The sequence below is a fragment of the Bacillus sp. FSL M7-0003 genome (genome assembly GCF_038628485.1).
In the GTDB taxonomy this organism is placed as follows: domain Bacteria; phylum Bacillota; class Bacilli; order Bacillales; family Bacillaceae; genus Bacillus; species Bacillus safensis.
Window position 1 is genome coordinate 2,850,777 of record NZ_CP152024.1, and the last position, 14,549, is coordinate 2,865,325.

Sequence of the window (14,549 nt, forward strand, 5' to 3'; positions counted from 1 at the left end):
GCCATTCTTTTTTACCTCTCAACAGCATACAAAAAAAGCTTCCGCTGCACCGGGAGCTTTTTTATATGCGATCAATGACAGCAAGTGTGCATCTTGACGTACAGATGTGCCGGTCTCGATCATCTTTTATATCGATTTGAAATACCATTGTACGACGTCCTACATGCACAGGAACAGCTGTCGCTGTCACCACTCCATCGCGTACAGATTTTAAATGATTGGCATTGATTTCAATACCTGAGCAAACTTGCTGCGTTAAGTCTAAATGAGCCGCAGCCCCCATGCTCGCCACTGTTTCTGCTAGAGCAGCAGATGCTCCTCCGTGCAGCAGTCCAAATGGCTGTTTTGTTCTGTGATCGACTGGCATTGTTGCAACGCATCGTGATTTATTGCACTCTACAATTTCAATGCCTAGTGCCTCAAGCAGTGTATTTGATCCGCTCACATCCATTAAGGCCCTCTCCCTTCACACGTTTACAGCACACTTTCAGACTTGGCAATTAACACCGCTTCTGTACGAGATCCAACATTCAGCTTATTAAAGATGGATGTCAAACTGTACTCAATTGACCGTTTGCTCAAATGAAGCACATCGGCAATCTCCTGGTTCGTGTATCCTTTTTCCACTTCTCTAAGGATCAAACACTCCCGTTCGGTTAAGAGATCGTGATCAGTCTGCTGCGCCTGTTCTGGCTTTTCTTGCTGCTGTGAAATTAATTTCTTTAAATAGGACAGCTGAATGACAACTTCCCCTTGCAATGTCCGGTGTATGTATTCAATAATTTTGTCTTTCGTCTCTGTTTTACTAATTGCACCGTGTAATCCAGCCCGAATAGCCTCTTCAAAATAATCATCTACTTCATACCCTGTATAAATGATAATTTTCACTTGATGGTTGGTTTCTAAAATTTGTTTCGCAATGTCCATTCCATTGATATCCCCGAGATTTAAATCCATTAAAATCACATCATAGATGGAAAAGTCATGCGTCTTTAAAAAGGCGGCTTCTGCATCAGGACTTAAACAATCGACTGATAGCTGCTGGTCTGATTCTAATATGCTTTTTGTCCCTTCCATGACAGCCGGATGATCATCAATGACCAATATCTTCTTCATGTCTTCCTCCCTTTAAATCACTCACTTCCATTTTATATAAAAGACTTGGCTGATGCCAAGTCTTAATCCTTAATAAATCGTTACAATTCCATTTCAATTTTCACCTTAAGCCCTTTTTCCGGGGCTGTGTGAATTTGAAGCTTTCCATTTAACGCTTTCACTCGTTCTCTAATTCCCGATAGCCCCATGCTCATTGTGTGCTGATCAAGATGACTTGCATCAAAACCGACTCCATCATCCTCATAGTGAAGAACAACCTGATCTTTAATACAAATCAGCATCACTAACACTTGAGTGGCTTTCGAATGCTTCAGGGCATTGGATAACAGCTCCTGAACAATTCGGTAAATATTCAGCTGTGAATCAATATCAATGTCCAATTCTTTATCAAAGCGTGTCGTATTCAGCCTAATATGAAACGGCGCTTCCTCCTGAATTTGAGAAGTCAGCTTCGATATCGCCTTTACTAAACCTAAATCATACAGCAGCTGCGGGCGAAGCTCATGACACGTTTCTCTCGTCGTTTGAATCACTTTGGACATTTGATCATTCCATGAGATAAGCGAATTTTCAATAGATGTAGGGCATTGGTTGTTTTGGAAATTCGTTAAAAACATCTCCGACTGCCTTTTTAGTGATATCAAGTCCTGCAGCACGGAATCATGAAGATCTCTCGCTAAATCTGAACGCTGCTTCTCTTCCATAGCAAACATGATTTTCTTCAGCCAGGCAGGATTGGCCTCACGCTGTTTCAAATCGTCAAGATGCTCCATCAACTCTTCGATTTTGACAACATTTTCTAAACTGACACTTGTATAAAAGGCCAATGTTTTCAACCAAGAAATCTCATCACGCGACAATTTCGGTGTCCGTAAATTAGATAAACAACAAATCACAAAAGAGTGACCGCCCCGCTCACCAATTTTCATCATGAATCCTTTATCAAGCGCAATAATTTTTCCAACTTCACCTAATAATTCCTGAAATTGGTCTACATACTTTTTCCATAGCTTACTGTCCTCTGTCGATTCATCAATCTCTTCAACCTGTCCATCTGCCTTCACTTCAAGCACAAAGGCTTTGTTCACAACAAGTACTTCTAAAATGGTGTATTTTAAATGATAGAACACTTGGTGAAGTGATGACGCCTCACGAATGAGCTGCGTGAATTTAAACACGCTATCTTGATAATTATGCTTCTCTGAAAAACGCTTCAGACGAAAACGGAAATCTAGAATTTCTTTGAAATAAAAAACAGCCAGCATGAGAGTATAAGTGATTAATGCGAGCTTCAGTGTGTACTTCAAATCTTCTGGTTTTTGCAGAATGTAAAACGTGACTACAACGAAAATGGTTGGTGTAATGGCTAGAAAGCCATAGTATCTCAGTCTACTAATTAGAAAATCCATATTGTAAAGTTTGTTCGTCATAAATTGGTACACGAGTGAAAAAGGAATTAACAAAACGATAGACGTCAGGATAAAAGGATTAATCAAATACTTATCAAAAAATACATAGGGAATAACGAAAAATAAAATAAATGGACTGAACGACAAAACATTTATAATAGCAAAAAACTTTAAAACTGAACCATGTGCTGTTTTTTTATATCTCTTCATGCCTCTGACTATTAAATAAAGTGCTACTAAAACTGTTCCGAAAAAAAACAGCAAACTGATGCTTGGAACATATTTTCTCAATTCAGATGACACCGAAACTCCACTATGTACTGCAAGATTAAAAATAGGTATCAAGTATAAGCATCTGATTAGTTTTGGGTTCGTTAAGTGCACATCAAATTCTTTGAAGTATTGATAGATAAAATGAATATATAAGATGGATACACTCGATAAACACAATAAGAGAACATAATGGCTAAATCTATCACCAATTCCTGAAGTACCTGCACTCAGATATCCAACACAAATTGACAATAAGAATAAAATTAATAAAAATGCAGATTTTCGTTGTGGCTCTTTGTTGATTTTAATAATAAAAAAGATACAGAATAAGCATATTGAATATAGAAGAAGAGGGATTAAATAGATAAATAAGCTTTCTCGACCAATCAATGTTTTATTTTTAAGTGATATAATTTGGTTTCCTCTTTGAATATCAATTCTTTGTACATTTCTAAGCTTACCATTAATCATATGATCTTGAATTAAATTAGATTGTCCGTTTATTTTTAAAATAATATCTCCTTCTTTTAACCCTGACGAATAAGCTAAAGAAAGATATTCAACGTCAACAACTTCCGTTTGACCATTTTCATTCTTTTCTACACGTGCACCATTAAAAATATCAAATACATAGATATATGAAATATAGATCACAAATAAAAAAGACAAAAAAACAAGAAATGTGGACAATTTTGTATAGGTAAGCTTCATGTTTAAAACATCCTTAAGAAAAGATCATTAAATAATCATACAAGTTGGATCTTAAAATTAAATTAATACTCCCAGATGTATTTCGCACTCATGTATCCTTTTTCTACACCTTTTATAATGGCTGCGGTTGTTTGTGCATCTGCATGAATTAAACTTGCATTTCCAGATTTCAATTCATCGATCACAACTGGGTTCTTCATTAGATGTGCAATGATATTTTGAATGTTCAATCATTGCCCTCCTTTGTCATAAATGCACATAATTGTTCCTTCTTCTTCCCCGGTAAATCAAGTTGTTCAATTCCTTGCTTCATTTTTAACAGCATAATCTCTCTCATCGATACCATGTACTGAGTCAAACCAGCTTCAAGTAACTTCTGCTTCAGTTGAAACGGCTTTTGCTCTGACTCAACCAGCCGGTTAGAAAAGAAGGAAAGAAGCTCTTGACTGGCGTCGTTAAAACGTCTTTGTAAATAACTGAATGCCAGCGTTTGTTTTTTTTGAAAATCTCCGTTTGATTTTGAAAATAACGCAAAAAAATCGTTACTGATCTGTTCAGCAACACCATAATATATCGAATAAGATTCCACAGTGGCGTTTATTTTTCCTGTCGCTAAATAAACACTCAATACGCTAGAAATAGCTGTTAAAGATCCTGATTTTTTCTTTAAAACCTCTACACACTCTTCTTCTGTTCGATGCAAATGACGCAAATCCTCGTGCTGCCCTTCCATTGACATTTTAATGAAATGGAACAGTTTCTCTAATAGTTGAGAATTATTTTCACATATTAATGCGATGAATTGGATACTCACCGTATATAAATACGTAGAAGCATTGATGGCCACTCCTTGGTCGACGTTCATCCAAGGATACGAATCATTGTCCTGATCTTCAATATCATCTAATATATCGGCAGATAAAATGAGAAGTTCAATCCCTGCTGCCAGTTTTGTAATCGCTTGCTTGTCTTGTCCGCCAAATGCCTCATAATGCTGGTAAGCCAATTGACCAAGAGGAAATTCTTTTTTTCTATCTGTAAATTCCAGAAGCAGCTTTTGTAAATCATTCTGCCTGACTGCATGTTGAATAAAATCAGACATATTCTGCTTGATTTTTGTATTCTCTAGATAGTTTAGCATACTCGATCTTGTACCTCACCCTTTCGTCTTTTATTTTACTAAAAAGACATGAGCAAATGTCCACTGACATCACTATTTAACAATTATATAATAATATATCCTTTTTTTGTATGTATTTGGATAAAAAAAAGACTTGAGGATTATCAAGTCTTTAAGAAATTTTCACATATTCATATTTGTCGTATTGATCAATGCTTTTGTTAATGTTATGAAGAGAAGCCGTTGTTTCTCTGATTTCGTTTTCAAGTTTCCATAATAATTGTTTAAGTTCTTCGATTTCATACTTTTCCATCGATTCCACTCTCCTTTTTTGGAAGATCAATGTATTTGTGTATGGTGATTGGGTCATAAGTATTTGATCTGTTACTAACAGTGTAAATGTAATTGAGTATTTTTTCACCGAAAAGTATGCACAAAACGTGTGCGTGATACCGCAAAATTCAATAGGTCTTTTTTCATCATTTTCTGACTTTTCAAATCATACTTTTATCTCAATTTCAAAGGAATTGCGTCATTTTTGCGACAGGAATAGGCATCATTCGTCACACTTCTCTCCCGATAGAACGTACGATCCCCTCTATATCTTCGGTTTTGCGTGTCATAGGCCAGACGACAGACGCTATTGTGGACACCGCAATTTTTTGGCGACATTCACCGAAATTGACCGCAAAAGTACCTATTTTTATGCTGGAATTACAAAGATAGAAAGATCATTTTGATTCTTTATTCTGATTTTCTACATACATTTAGAACAGATATCCGTCCAATTTCACGCCAATGAGAGAAGAGGTGACCATGTGTTTTACTATGTACCTTATCCTGCTTTGCAGGTTCCCGCAATGAGCAACGCATACCCGCCGCGCACGCCAATGACTTTTCCTCCAGTTGATGCCCACTCATTTCAACGAGCCGCAAAGGAATCAGCCCGTCTCGTTGCTGATGCTTCACTCATCACGCAGCAAATTTCCAGCTCTCTTCCGTTTGCGCAGCGCATCATGGAGGCTGCTGAGCGATCTGATTCGACAAGTGTCATCCGAATGCTGAAGCAAATCGGGGTAAAAAGCGGTATTGATATCCGCTTTAGTCCAGAAGGCATTCGAATCTACTTGTCTCTTGCCTCCAGCAGACTTTTCCTTCTTTTACAGTGGGCATGACAAAGAAAAAGCCGCTCTCACACGAGCGGCTTTTCTTAAGATTCAAACATTTTATGGCACCATTCAATGGCTTCTATATAACACCCATAGGCTTCCTGTTTCGGGAGATTTCCATCTAACATTTCATCATCCCATTCATTTCGTTCAATACGTTTGGCCATACCTAGCACAAAAGAATAATCATTTTCATAGCCAAGCAGTGCCTCGCCAACTTCATCAGAAAGCGGCAGTTCCTTCACAAGTTCTGTGATATCTGCCCTGACAAGCGTATCAATGAGAGAAAACATACCTGTCAGCATATAAGAGGCGGGGTGCTCTCGTTCAGTACGAGAAGCAATCAGTTCACACGTTTTGGCACGAATGAATGACATTTTGATAATTTCTTTTTGGCTTGAGTTAGCTTGGACATTCAGTTCTTTAAATGAAAGGATAAAGATCCAGCGCCGAATTTCATTAAATCCAAGCAGGATAATCGCCTGCCGGATACTTTTAATTTGATAAAGACGTCTCATGCCGCCTGAATTCAGCATTTTTAATAATTGATATGATAGCGAAAGGTCACTTTCAATAAAATGGGTGACGGTCTGGATATTCGGCTGGTCCTTGCTTAACTCATTTAAAAGCTGATGGTACGCATGGAAGCTGGTCGATAATGCTCGTCCCGATATCACATGCGGCTCACTAAAGAAATACCCTTGAAACAAGTGGAAGCCCGCTTCTAGTGCCTCTTCATATTCTCTTCTCGTTTCTACCTTTTCTGCTAGGAATCGAAGGCGATACTTTTTATACGAATGCAGAATATCTCTTCGTTCTTGCGTTGTGGTTTTCAGAAAGTCAATTTTTAAAATATCTATGCAATAGAGGAGTTCCTCAAGCAGTTTGTCACTAAAATGTGTTCCGTTTAGGAAGAAATCATCGAGTGCAATCGTATATCCCCATTTTTTTAACTGCTTACATCTCATAATAAGTGCCGGGGTAATCGGTACATTTTCTAATATCTCGATCACAAGCTGATGCGGATCAAAATAGGTGAGCAGATCAGATGAAAGCAAGCTTTCGGTGAAATTAATATAGCATCGTTTTCCTTCTGTCAGTGTTTCGATGCCGATATTTAGAAAACTATTGATAATGAGGTCCGTTGTCGCTTGATCACCGTCTTCAGCGCTATATGTATTGGTTTCACTATCTCTATAAAGCAGCTCATATGATACGACTTGTTCTTTTCTGTTAAAAATAGGCTGTCTCGCAACAAACACCCTCAACTGCTCCAATCCTCCTTTATGCCATGACAAACAAGATGTGCTTTCAGTATACCAAATGATTGCGCTTTTAGTTCAATTTCAATCGGTCAAAATAAAAAAAAGAGACCACCTGGCTTGATGGTCTCCCTTTCTTCAGATCATTCGCTTTCATAAAGCTCTTTTTTGATTTTATTTTTCACATCATGGATAAACTGCATTTTATTATCCCAGCATTTTTGACTCAAATCGACTGGATATTCTTCTGGTTTGCTGATTCGTTTATATTCCTCCCAGAAGAGTCCAAGACTCTCCTGCACGTAGGCTTGAATCGTTTGAATATCTGGATTGTCATAGACAAGTTTTCCTTGCTCAAAAATCGGGACGTGAAGATCTTTCGCCACAAAGTTTGTCACGAATTTACTAATAAATGTATGCACAGGATGGAACATTTTTAGTTTATCCTCACTATGAACATCTTCCTCTTCAAGCGCAATGTAGTCACCCTCAGAATGATGATTCAATTGATTGATAATGCGGTACACACGTTTACGGCCTGGTGTTGTCACTTTCTCTGGGTTGGATGAAATTTTGATGGTATCATTCATTTTGCCGTTTTCTTCAATGGACACCAGTTTATACACTGCACCGAGGGCTGGCTGATCGAATGCTGTGATCAGTTTTGTTCCAACACCCCACACATCAATTTTGGCGCCCTGTGCCTTTAAGTTCATAATGGTGTGTTCATCAAGATCGCTTGATGCAATGACTTTGGCATCATGGAATCCTGCTTCATCTAGCATTGTTCTAGCTTTTTTAGACAAGTATGCAAGGTCTCCGCTATCAAGTCTGACACCAATGAAGTTGATTTTGTCTCCAAATTCTTTCGCTACCTTAATCGCATTCGGAATACCTGATCTGACAGTATCATACGTATCGACTAAAAAGACACAGTCTGTATGTGTTTCAGCATATTTTTTAAATGCTGTATATTCATCGCGGTATGCTTGTACAAGTGCGTGGGCATGTGTTCCTGATACTGGAATGTTGAAGCGTTTCCCAGCACGAACATTACTTGTCGCCTGAAAGCCGCCGATGAGTGCCGCTCTTGCTCCCCACATCGCCGCATCCATTTCATGCGCACGTCTTGTTCCAAATTCTAATGCTGTCTCATCTTCAATGATTCCTTTAATCCGAGCCGCTTTTGTTGCAATCAGCGTCTGGAAATTCACGATATTGAGCAATGCCGTTTCAATTAACTGAGCTTCAACAAGCGTTGCCTCGATGCGCATAATCGGTTCATTCGCAAAGACAATTTCCCCTTCTCGCATTGAATGAAGTGTACCTGTAAAGGACAATCCGCTTAAATAGTCAATGAAATCGCTTTTATAACCGAGTTCATCTTTTAAATACGCAAGATCGCTTTCGGTGAAGGAAAAGTCCGATAAATATTCAATCGCTTTCTCTAAGCCAGCAAATACAGCGAAGCCATTGTCAAATGGAAGCTTTCTAAAGAAGAGTTCAAAGACTGCCTTCTTCTCATGAATGCCGTCTCTCCAATACGTTTCTGCCATGTTAATTTGATAAAGATCTGTATGTAGTGATAAACTGTCGTCATTAAACCGATGCTCCAACTTCCATTCTCCTTCCCTTACTTAACCACTTTCGCACCAAGCGACTGCTCAAAGTGAGAAAGTGCCCACTCGTGCCCCGCTTCATTAAAACTCGCCACAGCATTTTGGTGAATCACAAGTTCGAAGCCTTTATTGTACGCATCAACAGCTGTATGAAGTACACAAATATCGGTACATACGCCGGCTAAGTGAAGTTCCGTGATGCCGCGCTCGCGCAGTTTCATTTCTAATTGAGTGCCTGCAAAAGCAGAGTATCTTGTTTTTTCCATATAGTAGACATGTTTTAAATGTTTTGACGTGTGAAATAGTGAACTTAGTTGTCCATAAAGTTCAATACCCTCTGTTCCGCGAATATTATGGGGCGGAAATAACTTTGTCTCTGGATGAAAAGGGTCCTCTTCTTCATGATGATCGACAGCAAAGACGACAAAGTGGCCTTCATCAATAAATGAAGAAGTGATCTCTGTGATCTTAGACTCAATCGCCTGTCCAGGCTTTCCGCATGTCAGTTTTCCATCGTCTGCAACAAAATCAACTGTATAATCAATACAAATCAACGCTTTGCCCATCCGCATCTCTCCCATATGCTCTTTTGAATCATTATAGCTTATTCATTTCACTAGGGAAACCTATTCAACAGATTCGTGAGAAAAAGCTTTTTGAAACAGCTCATCTTTTAGATAGATGTGCTCTTGATTGACCGCACTTGGCATCTCTATGACAAGACCAAATGGAGAGTGCGCTTCATGATGATTCACCACTTTAAACGAACATCCAGCGGCATTTGCCATTTTGACATATTGAGAATAGGAAGCATAGGACAATTCACCATTTAAAAGAACTGTGGCCTGGCGATTGGTCTTCAATATTTGTTCGACCTCATGATACGGTTTATTTCTTGATACCTGTCCCTTTGTCAGGGCGAGAAGCGCTCGTTCCCTTAATGAACCGAGAAACATTCTTCGTTCATCAGGTTTTGTTTCAGCATGTCCAAATATCCCTTGCTGCAAATAAAAGTCTACGGATTCTTCTTTCATCGCTGTGTTCACTCCTGGTTTCTAAATTTACATTTCTGTGACCCAGTGCACAACCTTGAGTGCGAGGTCACGTGCTTCATCTGTTTCTACTCTTTCCATTAAGGATTGTTCAAGCGTATGGATGAGCTGCTCTTTTTCGTCCTCATACGCAATGGAAATACTCCATTCAATGTCAGGTACGGCAACAAGCGTTTTATATTCTTTTTTATTTTCATGTAAATATACATTGTAGGTCTTTGGTTGTCCGCTTGTGATGTGTGCTTTTCTAATTTTCATTTGACTCTGTTCACACCTCTTTTTTTTCTTACATCCATATCCATTGTACCATAAAAAAAGACAGCTTCTGAAAAGGAATTCCCTTTCAAAGCTGGCTATGCATTAAAGCTCTTTTGCTGGCTGATCAGGTCTATATCCCACATAAACGTAACGTTTGGACTGCTAAAAAATTGGACAAAGTCCCCTGCATTATAGGTACCTGATCCACCGGCGGAGTGATCGACACTTTTTGGCGAAATGGCAAAAACATCACCGAAATGTGCAGAACCATTTCCAATCACACGATCAATATGAATAGGCCCAACAATCGCTGGCATCTTTCCACCACCTTTTCTCCCCACATCATATGCCCAGCTCAAAAATACGTGTATGAAAAATAAAAAAGACAGCTGATCTGTGAGTATCAGCTGTCTTCCTATGCATTAAATGATTGAGGCTGGCCAAACAAAGTAAAGTCCCAAAGCATCGTGGCATTCGGATCACTTGTAAGTGACATATAATCACCTGAATTAAAGGCTCCCGCACCGCCAGTAGAGTGGTCTACAGCCAAAGGGGCAATGGCCAGGACATCACCGAAAGTAGCTGCACCGTTTCCTCCTAACGACTCGATATGAATAGGTCCAACGATTGCAGGCATCAGAATCTCCCCCTATCTGCTTATCTCAATCATCTTATGCAAGTAGGGAAAAGGTGTGCATCTGTCCTAGACGTTTAAATGCTGTTCTTTGCGAGATCGCTGACGCAGCTGCACCAATCTGACAATATTCAAGGTGATAGCTTTAAGCAGTGCATAGACAGGGACCGCAAAGATCATACCAAGGATTCCGCCAAAGCTTCCTGCCCCAATTAATAGCAGGATAATGGTCAAAGGATGTGTGTTGAGGCGTTTTCCAATGATCAATGGAGAAATGACATTTCCGTCAATTTGCTGAACGACAAGAATGACAATGACTGTCACCACCGCTTTTCCAGGCGAATCAAGAAACGCAATAAGCACAGCTGGTGCCGCGCCAAGATATGGCCCAAGGTACGGAATCACATTTGTGACCGCAATGATAATGCCGAGAATGAGCGCATATTTCACACCGATTAATAAGTATCCGATAAAACAAGCCACTCCAACAAATAAACAGACAACAATCTGCCCCTGTATGTAAGCCGCAAGTGTATCGTTTAATTCTTTAAAGATTTTCAACCCTTCCTTACGGTAAGGCATTGGCAAAAATTGAACGAGCTTGTCCGGAAACTTATGTCCGTCTTTCAACATATAAAACAAAATGAACGGAACTGTGATCACAGCTAAAGCAATATTGGCAATCACGCCAAACACAGCAGACATGCTTGAAGCAATATTTTCCGGCAAACCTTTTAATGTCGAAACAATTGTCTGTTCAAACTTCGAGACGGAGACATAATCTTGGTTCATCATCCAAGTGAATGTTTTAGAATGCGAGAAGTCGTTGATAAATTTCTGCATATCCGTCACATAACCAGGGAAGCTTTTGACAAGTCCACCGACCTGCGTGACAATAACCGGTCCCGCAGCATTCACAATGAACGTGATGAGTCCGATGAACAAAAGATAAATAATCAGGATAGCAAGTGTCCTAGGAATTTTCTTGGACAAAAATCGAACAATTGGATTAAAGATGAAAAAGAGAATCCCAGCCAGCAAGATGGGAACAAACAAGGTGGATGCAAATAAAATAATCGGCTGAAATAAAAACGAAACCTTTGTTGATACATAAACAATGAGTAAAACAAGTAATATTTGGAATGTCCAAAAATGAACTTTAGATTTTAACAAAGATGCTCCTCCTGTTACGTATTGATCTTATTAAAAAACTACTATTCAACCCACCTTCTGTCAACTGCTTCTTGTTTTAGAACCTCATTTTTTGTAAAAAAAAGAACAATTGGTATATCATGCACTTTTTCCAGATATACATTCTATAAGCGTGAAAAAAGCAGACACCTTTGCGTCTGCTTGTTACACTCTTTCACTGTGATCAGGCATCACCGATACAATTTGCTGGATCCGCACATAAAAAACTGATTTTGCCCCCGCCTCAATCACAATATGATCCGGCATGACTTCCTTCAATTTACCGCGCACTGTATCTTTCACTGTTTGAACAATTAATCTCATACCGATCACTTTCTGCAATGTTTGATAAACATATGGATCAACTAATGAAACAAGCTGCGGACTTCCTTGTTGTGCCATCCTACCTGCCCCTTTACTTGTGTATTTACCCACAGCGTATGCAATGACCCATGTGAATGTCACTCAGGGCAAACCCACAACACAAATACCATATTTTAACATTTTATATAATTTTACATCTTTTGGAAGTATAATAGATTGGTGCTGCCAACAACTTAAAACATTTGAAGAGGTGAATGATCTTGAAAAAACTCATCTGTCTCGCTGCTGTCATGCTCTTTTTTTCCTTTGCAAGTTATGCGTATGCAGGATCAATTGGGGATGAGCCTGGGACACCAGGGAAGTGGTTTAAAGGAGAAGAGCCGGTTCAAAAAGACGAGTCAAAACCGCCACTTGTTTTTGTTCACGGCATTAACAGCTCCTCCTCCACATGGTTCGACCGAAACGACATGGCAAAGCAAGCTGTTCTGAACGGATACGAAAGCGCATTCATAGATTTGTATCCAGATCAGGATACGAAAAAGAATGGCAAACTATTAGCAGAAAAGTTAAAAGAAATCTATGATGTGTTCGGTCGAAAACTCATTGTGATTGGTCATAGTAAAGGCGGGGTGGATACACAGTCCGCACTCGTGTATCACAATGCCCATCCATATGTAGAGAAGGTCATCACACTCGGCTCCCCTCATTACGGGACGCCGCTGGCAGATTTAGCGTATAGCAAGGGCGGAAGCTGGCTCGCGGAAATTCTTGGACAAAAAAGCGACGCGCTCTATTCTTTGCAGACGGGGCTCATGGCGGCTTTTCGAAGTGAAACCGACAAGCTGGAGAAGTTTCCTCATAAATACATCACGTATTCGGGATCGGAATGGGGAACATTTGGCGGGGTGCTGTACTTAGGAGGCATGTATTTAAAGAGCTTTGGCGCAAACGATGGCGCCGTCACGGTAAGCAGCACAAGACTATCATATGCAAACAATATTTTAACAGGGAAATGGGATCACAACTCAATTAAAAACGGCACAAGCATGTTCCCTGTGTTTCAGCATCAGCTGCTGGCAAATGCTGCAAGCGCTGAAAAAGAAAATATAGAGAGCCCGAACTCTACTGAGCTGAATACAGATGTTTATGTGAAAGGCGGTGAAAGTGAAAAGGAGAAAACAGAAGCGTTCTATGTAGAGGAAGGAACGAATGGCTTATCGATTCAGTGGTTAAATGAAAATCATGAGGCACGGCCGGAAATCATCGCCCCAAATGGAGACGTCTTAACAAATCTGAAGACATCGGAAGCATCTTTCCCATATGAAGGCGCATTTTCGCACCATGTACAAATCAATAAACCCGTTCCTGGAAAATGGACGATTCGATCAAATTCAGGAAAAAAGGCTCCTTATTTGCTGCTCGTATCCTTTGATTCACCATTAAATGACGAAATCAAAGCAGAGGCAGCGAAATCAGGGGATGATGCATCGACCCATTCAAGCGGTCTGATTAAACGATTAAGCAAGAAAGTAGAAACCTTTTACTTTAAGGATGCCCAAAAAGATCATCCTCTCAAAACAACTGCTTCATCAGCTGATCAATTGAAAAAAGAAGGTGCTTATTCTGTCACGGTTCATTACACCGGACTCACTGCATCAGGTACATCTGCATTTAACCGTACCGTTATTCGCACATTGTATGTCGATCAGGATGGAAATATTCATGGAGACATTCCATACTAAACAGAACGTTTCATGGGCTGAAGTGCCTGCTGCACTTTCTGATCCAATTCCGTGATTTTTTTCATTGCAAGTGATTCGTCTATTTGTCTGTAATGGTGATGTCCGCCAGGCTCTTCATCCATTTCATCTGCTTTCTTGACGATTTGCTGAAGTGTGTCCTTATGAAGGTCGCCCTCTGGCAAATATGAATCTGTATGAAGCAGAATCGCAAGCGCAATATCTTTGGCTGCCTTTGGTTCCTCACCAAGGCGTATGAGCAGTTTGTGAGCCCGCTCTGCGCCTTTAATGGCATGAATATCATTCCGTCTATATGTCTCGTAATCCCATTCTCCGCCAGCTGTATACCATTCATAGTGGCCGATGTCATGCAAGAGAGCTGCTTTCACAGCGAGATCTGGATTAATCCCAGCCTGCACCGCCAGTTTGAATGCGTGATAAGCACAAGCAATCGCATGGGCTTTTCCTGAACGATTTAAATATTTTTGAGCGACTGGATGGGTGTAAACATCCATTAATGTAACCTTTCTCATGGAAACCCCTCCTTATCTATATTTTTAGCATCCTAACATATTCTGAAAAGAAACTCAAATGTTCTGTTATATTTTCTATGAGTCTCAAGAATAGCTTATGTCAAATGAGCTGTTTTTGCTTGTACAATACGAAAAAAGC

At 39.7% G+C, this 14,549-nt stretch carries 18 protein-coding genes; 2 read left to right on the forward strand and 16 right to left on the reverse strand.

Annotated features, from left to right (window positions below):
• Window positions 1–61 precede the first annotated feature (61 nt).
• The 6 genes from MHI23_RS14740 to degQ all read right to left on the reverse strand — a co-directional run bounded on the left by MHI23_RS14740 (window position 62) and on the right by degQ (window position 4,942).
• A complete protein-coding gene (locus MHI23_RS14740) occupies window positions 62–451 on the reverse strand; it encodes a hotdog fold thioesterase (RefSeq protein ID WP_024423321.1) in 390 nt (129 codons plus the stop codon).
• A gap of 23 nt (window positions 452–474) precedes the next feature.
• Window positions 475–1,116: a response regulator transcription factor gene (locus tag MHI23_RS14745; RefSeq protein WP_024423322.1), complete on the reverse strand. Its 642-nt coding sequence runs from the start codon at window positions 1,114–1,116 to the stop codon at window positions 475–477.
• Window positions 1,117–1,196: 80 nt separating this feature from the next.
• Complete coding sequence (locus MHI23_RS14750) at window positions 1,197–3,509, reverse strand: ATP-binding protein (RefSeq protein WP_025094185.1); 2,313 nt, start codon at window positions 3,507–3,509, stop codon at window positions 1,197–1,199.
• 62 nt (window positions 3,510–3,571) lie between these two features.
• The gene (gene comX / locus MHI23_RS14755; RefSeq protein ID WP_080696376.1) at window positions 3,572–3,739 is read right to left on the reverse strand and encodes a competence pheromone ComX; all 168 of its coding nucleotides are present in this window, start codon (window positions 3,737–3,739) and stop codon (window positions 3,572–3,574) included.
• Window positions 3,736–4,650, reverse strand: coding sequence for a polyprenyl synthetase family protein (locus MHI23_RS14760; protein WP_025094184.1), 915 nt, complete (start codon window positions 4,648–4,650; stop codon window positions 3,736–3,738). Before MHI23_RS14760 ends, comX begins: the two co-directional genes overlap by 4 nt.
• 151 nt (window positions 4,651–4,801) lie before the next feature.
• Window positions 4,802–4,942, reverse strand: coding sequence for a degradation enzyme regulation protein DegQ (degQ, locus tag MHI23_RS14765; protein WP_003213123.1), 141 nt, complete (start codon window positions 4,940–4,942; stop codon window positions 4,802–4,804).
• A 505-nt stretch (window positions 4,943–5,447) separates the two neighbouring features.
• Between degQ and MHI23_RS14770 the strand changes: the two genes are divergently transcribed.
• Window positions 5,448–5,804, forward strand: coding sequence for a hypothetical protein (locus tag MHI23_RS14770; RefSeq protein WP_052773115.1), 357 nt, complete (start codon window positions 5,448–5,450; stop codon window positions 5,802–5,804).
• Between the two features lie 35 nt (window positions 5,805–5,839).
• On the opposite strand, the gene MHI23_RS14775 is transcribed toward MHI23_RS14770, so the two are convergent.
• The 9 genes from MHI23_RS14775 to MHI23_RS14815 all read right to left on the reverse strand — a co-directional run bounded on the left by MHI23_RS14775 (window position 5,840) and on the right by MHI23_RS14815 (window position 12,216).
• The gene (locus MHI23_RS14775) at window positions 5,840–7,066 is read right to left on the reverse strand and encodes an HDOD domain-containing protein (RefSeq protein ID WP_024425947.1); all 1,227 of its coding nucleotides are present in this window, start codon (window positions 7,064–7,066) and stop codon (window positions 5,840–5,842) included.
• Between the two features lie 137 nt (window positions 7,067–7,203).
• On the reverse strand, window positions 7,204–8,676 hold the full coding sequence (locus MHI23_RS14780) for a nicotinate phosphoribosyltransferase (protein WP_024425948.1): 1,473 nt from the start codon (window positions 8,674–8,676) through the stop codon (window positions 7,204–7,206).
• A 17-nt stretch (window positions 8,677–8,693) separates the two neighbouring features.
• Window positions 8,694–9,245, reverse strand: a complete 552-nt coding sequence (locus tag MHI23_RS14785) for an isochorismatase family cysteine hydrolase (protein ID WP_087978057.1) — start codon at window positions 9,243–9,245, stop codon at window positions 8,694–8,696.
• Window positions 9,246–9,305: 60 nt separating this feature from the next.
• Window positions 9,306–9,713, reverse strand: a complete 408-nt coding sequence (locus MHI23_RS14790; protein WP_047203314.1) for a YueI family protein — start codon at window positions 9,711–9,713, stop codon at window positions 9,306–9,308.
• Between the two features lie 27 nt (window positions 9,714–9,740).
• Complete coding sequence (locus tag MHI23_RS14795; RefSeq protein ID WP_058838084.1) at window positions 9,741–9,989, reverse strand: YueH family protein; 249 nt, start codon at window positions 9,987–9,989, stop codon at window positions 9,741–9,743.
• Between the two features lie 95 nt (window positions 9,990–10,084).
• Entirely contained in the window at window positions 10,085–10,306 is a 222-nt protein-coding gene (locus MHI23_RS14800) for a spore germination protein (protein WP_024425952.1), read from the reverse strand.
• Between the two features lie 98 nt (window positions 10,307–10,404).
• Window positions 10,405–10,626: a spore germination protein gene (locus MHI23_RS14805; protein ID WP_003213446.1), complete on the reverse strand. Its 222-nt coding sequence runs from the start codon at window positions 10,624–10,626 to the stop codon at window positions 10,405–10,407.
• 66 nt (window positions 10,627–10,692) lie between these two features.
• Window positions 10,693–11,796 carry an AI-2E family transporter gene (locus MHI23_RS14810; protein WP_024423333.1) on the reverse strand — a complete coding sequence of 368 codons (1,104 nt, stop codon included), beginning with the start codon at window positions 11,794–11,796 and terminating at the stop codon, window positions 10,693–10,695.
• 183 nt (window positions 11,797–11,979) lie between these two features.
• Window positions 11,980–12,216 carry a YuzF family protein gene (locus MHI23_RS14815; RefSeq protein WP_024423334.1) on the reverse strand — a complete coding sequence of 79 codons (237 nt, stop codon included), beginning with the start codon at window positions 12,214–12,216 and terminating at the stop codon, window positions 11,980–11,982.
• 176 nt (window positions 12,217–12,392) lie between these two features.
• Here MHI23_RS14815 and MHI23_RS14820 point away from each other — a divergent pair, with 176 nt between their 5' ends.
• A complete protein-coding gene (locus tag MHI23_RS14820; RefSeq protein ID WP_342492045.1) occupies window positions 12,393–13,880 on the forward strand; it encodes an alpha/beta hydrolase in 1,488 nt (495 codons plus the stop codon).
• On the opposite strand, the gene MHI23_RS14825 is transcribed toward MHI23_RS14820, so the two are convergent.
• On the reverse strand, window positions 13,877–14,410 hold the full coding sequence (locus tag MHI23_RS14825; protein WP_024423336.1) for an HD domain-containing protein: 534 nt from the start codon (window positions 14,408–14,410) through the stop codon (window positions 13,877–13,879). The two genes, MHI23_RS14820 and MHI23_RS14825, sit on opposite strands and share 4 nt — an antisense overlap.
• Window positions 14,411–14,549: the final 139 nt, after the last annotated feature.

Excerpts from the sequence above, each read along its gene's own strand:
- MHI23_RS14790 (WP_047203314.1), bottom strand. The coding sequence starts at position 9,713 with ATGAAAGAAGAATCCGTAGACTTTTATTTGCAGCAAGGGATATTTGGA.
- MHI23_RS14745 (WP_024423322.1), bottom strand. The coding sequence starts at position 1,116 with ATGAAGAAGATATTGGTCATTGATGATCATCCGGCTGTCATGGAAGGG.
- MHI23_RS14825 (WP_024423336.1), bottom strand. The coding sequence starts at position 14,410 with ATGAGAAAGGTTACATTAATGGATGTTTACACCCATCCAGTCGCTCAA.
- MHI23_RS14760 (WP_025094184.1), bottom strand. The coding sequence starts at position 4,650 with ATGCTAAACTATCTAGAGAATACAAAAATCAAGCAGAATATGTCTGAT.
- MHI23_RS14820 (WP_342492045.1), top strand. The coding sequence starts at position 12,393 with ATGATCTTGAAAAAACTCATCTGTCTCGCTGCTGTCATGCTCTTTTTT.
- MHI23_RS14805 (WP_003213446.1), bottom strand. The coding sequence starts at position 10,626 with ATGCCTGCAATCGTTGGACCTATTCATATCGAGTCGTTAGGAGGAAAC.
- MHI23_RS14795 (WP_058838084.1), bottom strand. The coding sequence starts at position 9,989 with ATGAAAATTAGAAAAGCACACATCACAAGCGGACAACCAAAGACCTAC.
- MHI23_RS14800 (WP_024425952.1), bottom strand. The coding sequence starts at position 10,306 with ATGCCAGCGATTGTTGGGCCTATTCATATTGATCGTGTGATTGGAAAT.
- degQ (WP_003213123.1), bottom strand. The coding sequence starts at position 4,942 with ATGGAAAAGTATGAAATCGAAGAACTTAAACAATTATTATGGAAACTT.
- MHI23_RS14815 (WP_024423334.1), bottom strand. The coding sequence starts at position 12,216 with ATGGCACAACAAGGAAGTCCGCAGCTTGTTTCATTAGTTGATCCATAT.
- MHI23_RS14750 (WP_025094185.1), bottom strand. The coding sequence starts at position 3,509 with ATGAAGCTTACCTATACAAAATTGTCCACATTTCTTGTTTTTTTGTCT.
- MHI23_RS14740 (WP_024423321.1), bottom strand. The coding sequence starts at position 451 with ATGGATGTGAGCGGATCAAATACACTGCTTGAGGCACTAGGCATTGAA.
- MHI23_RS14785 (WP_087978057.1), bottom strand. The coding sequence starts at position 9,245 with ATGGGCAAAGCGTTGATTTGTATTGATTATACAGTTGATTTTGTTGCA.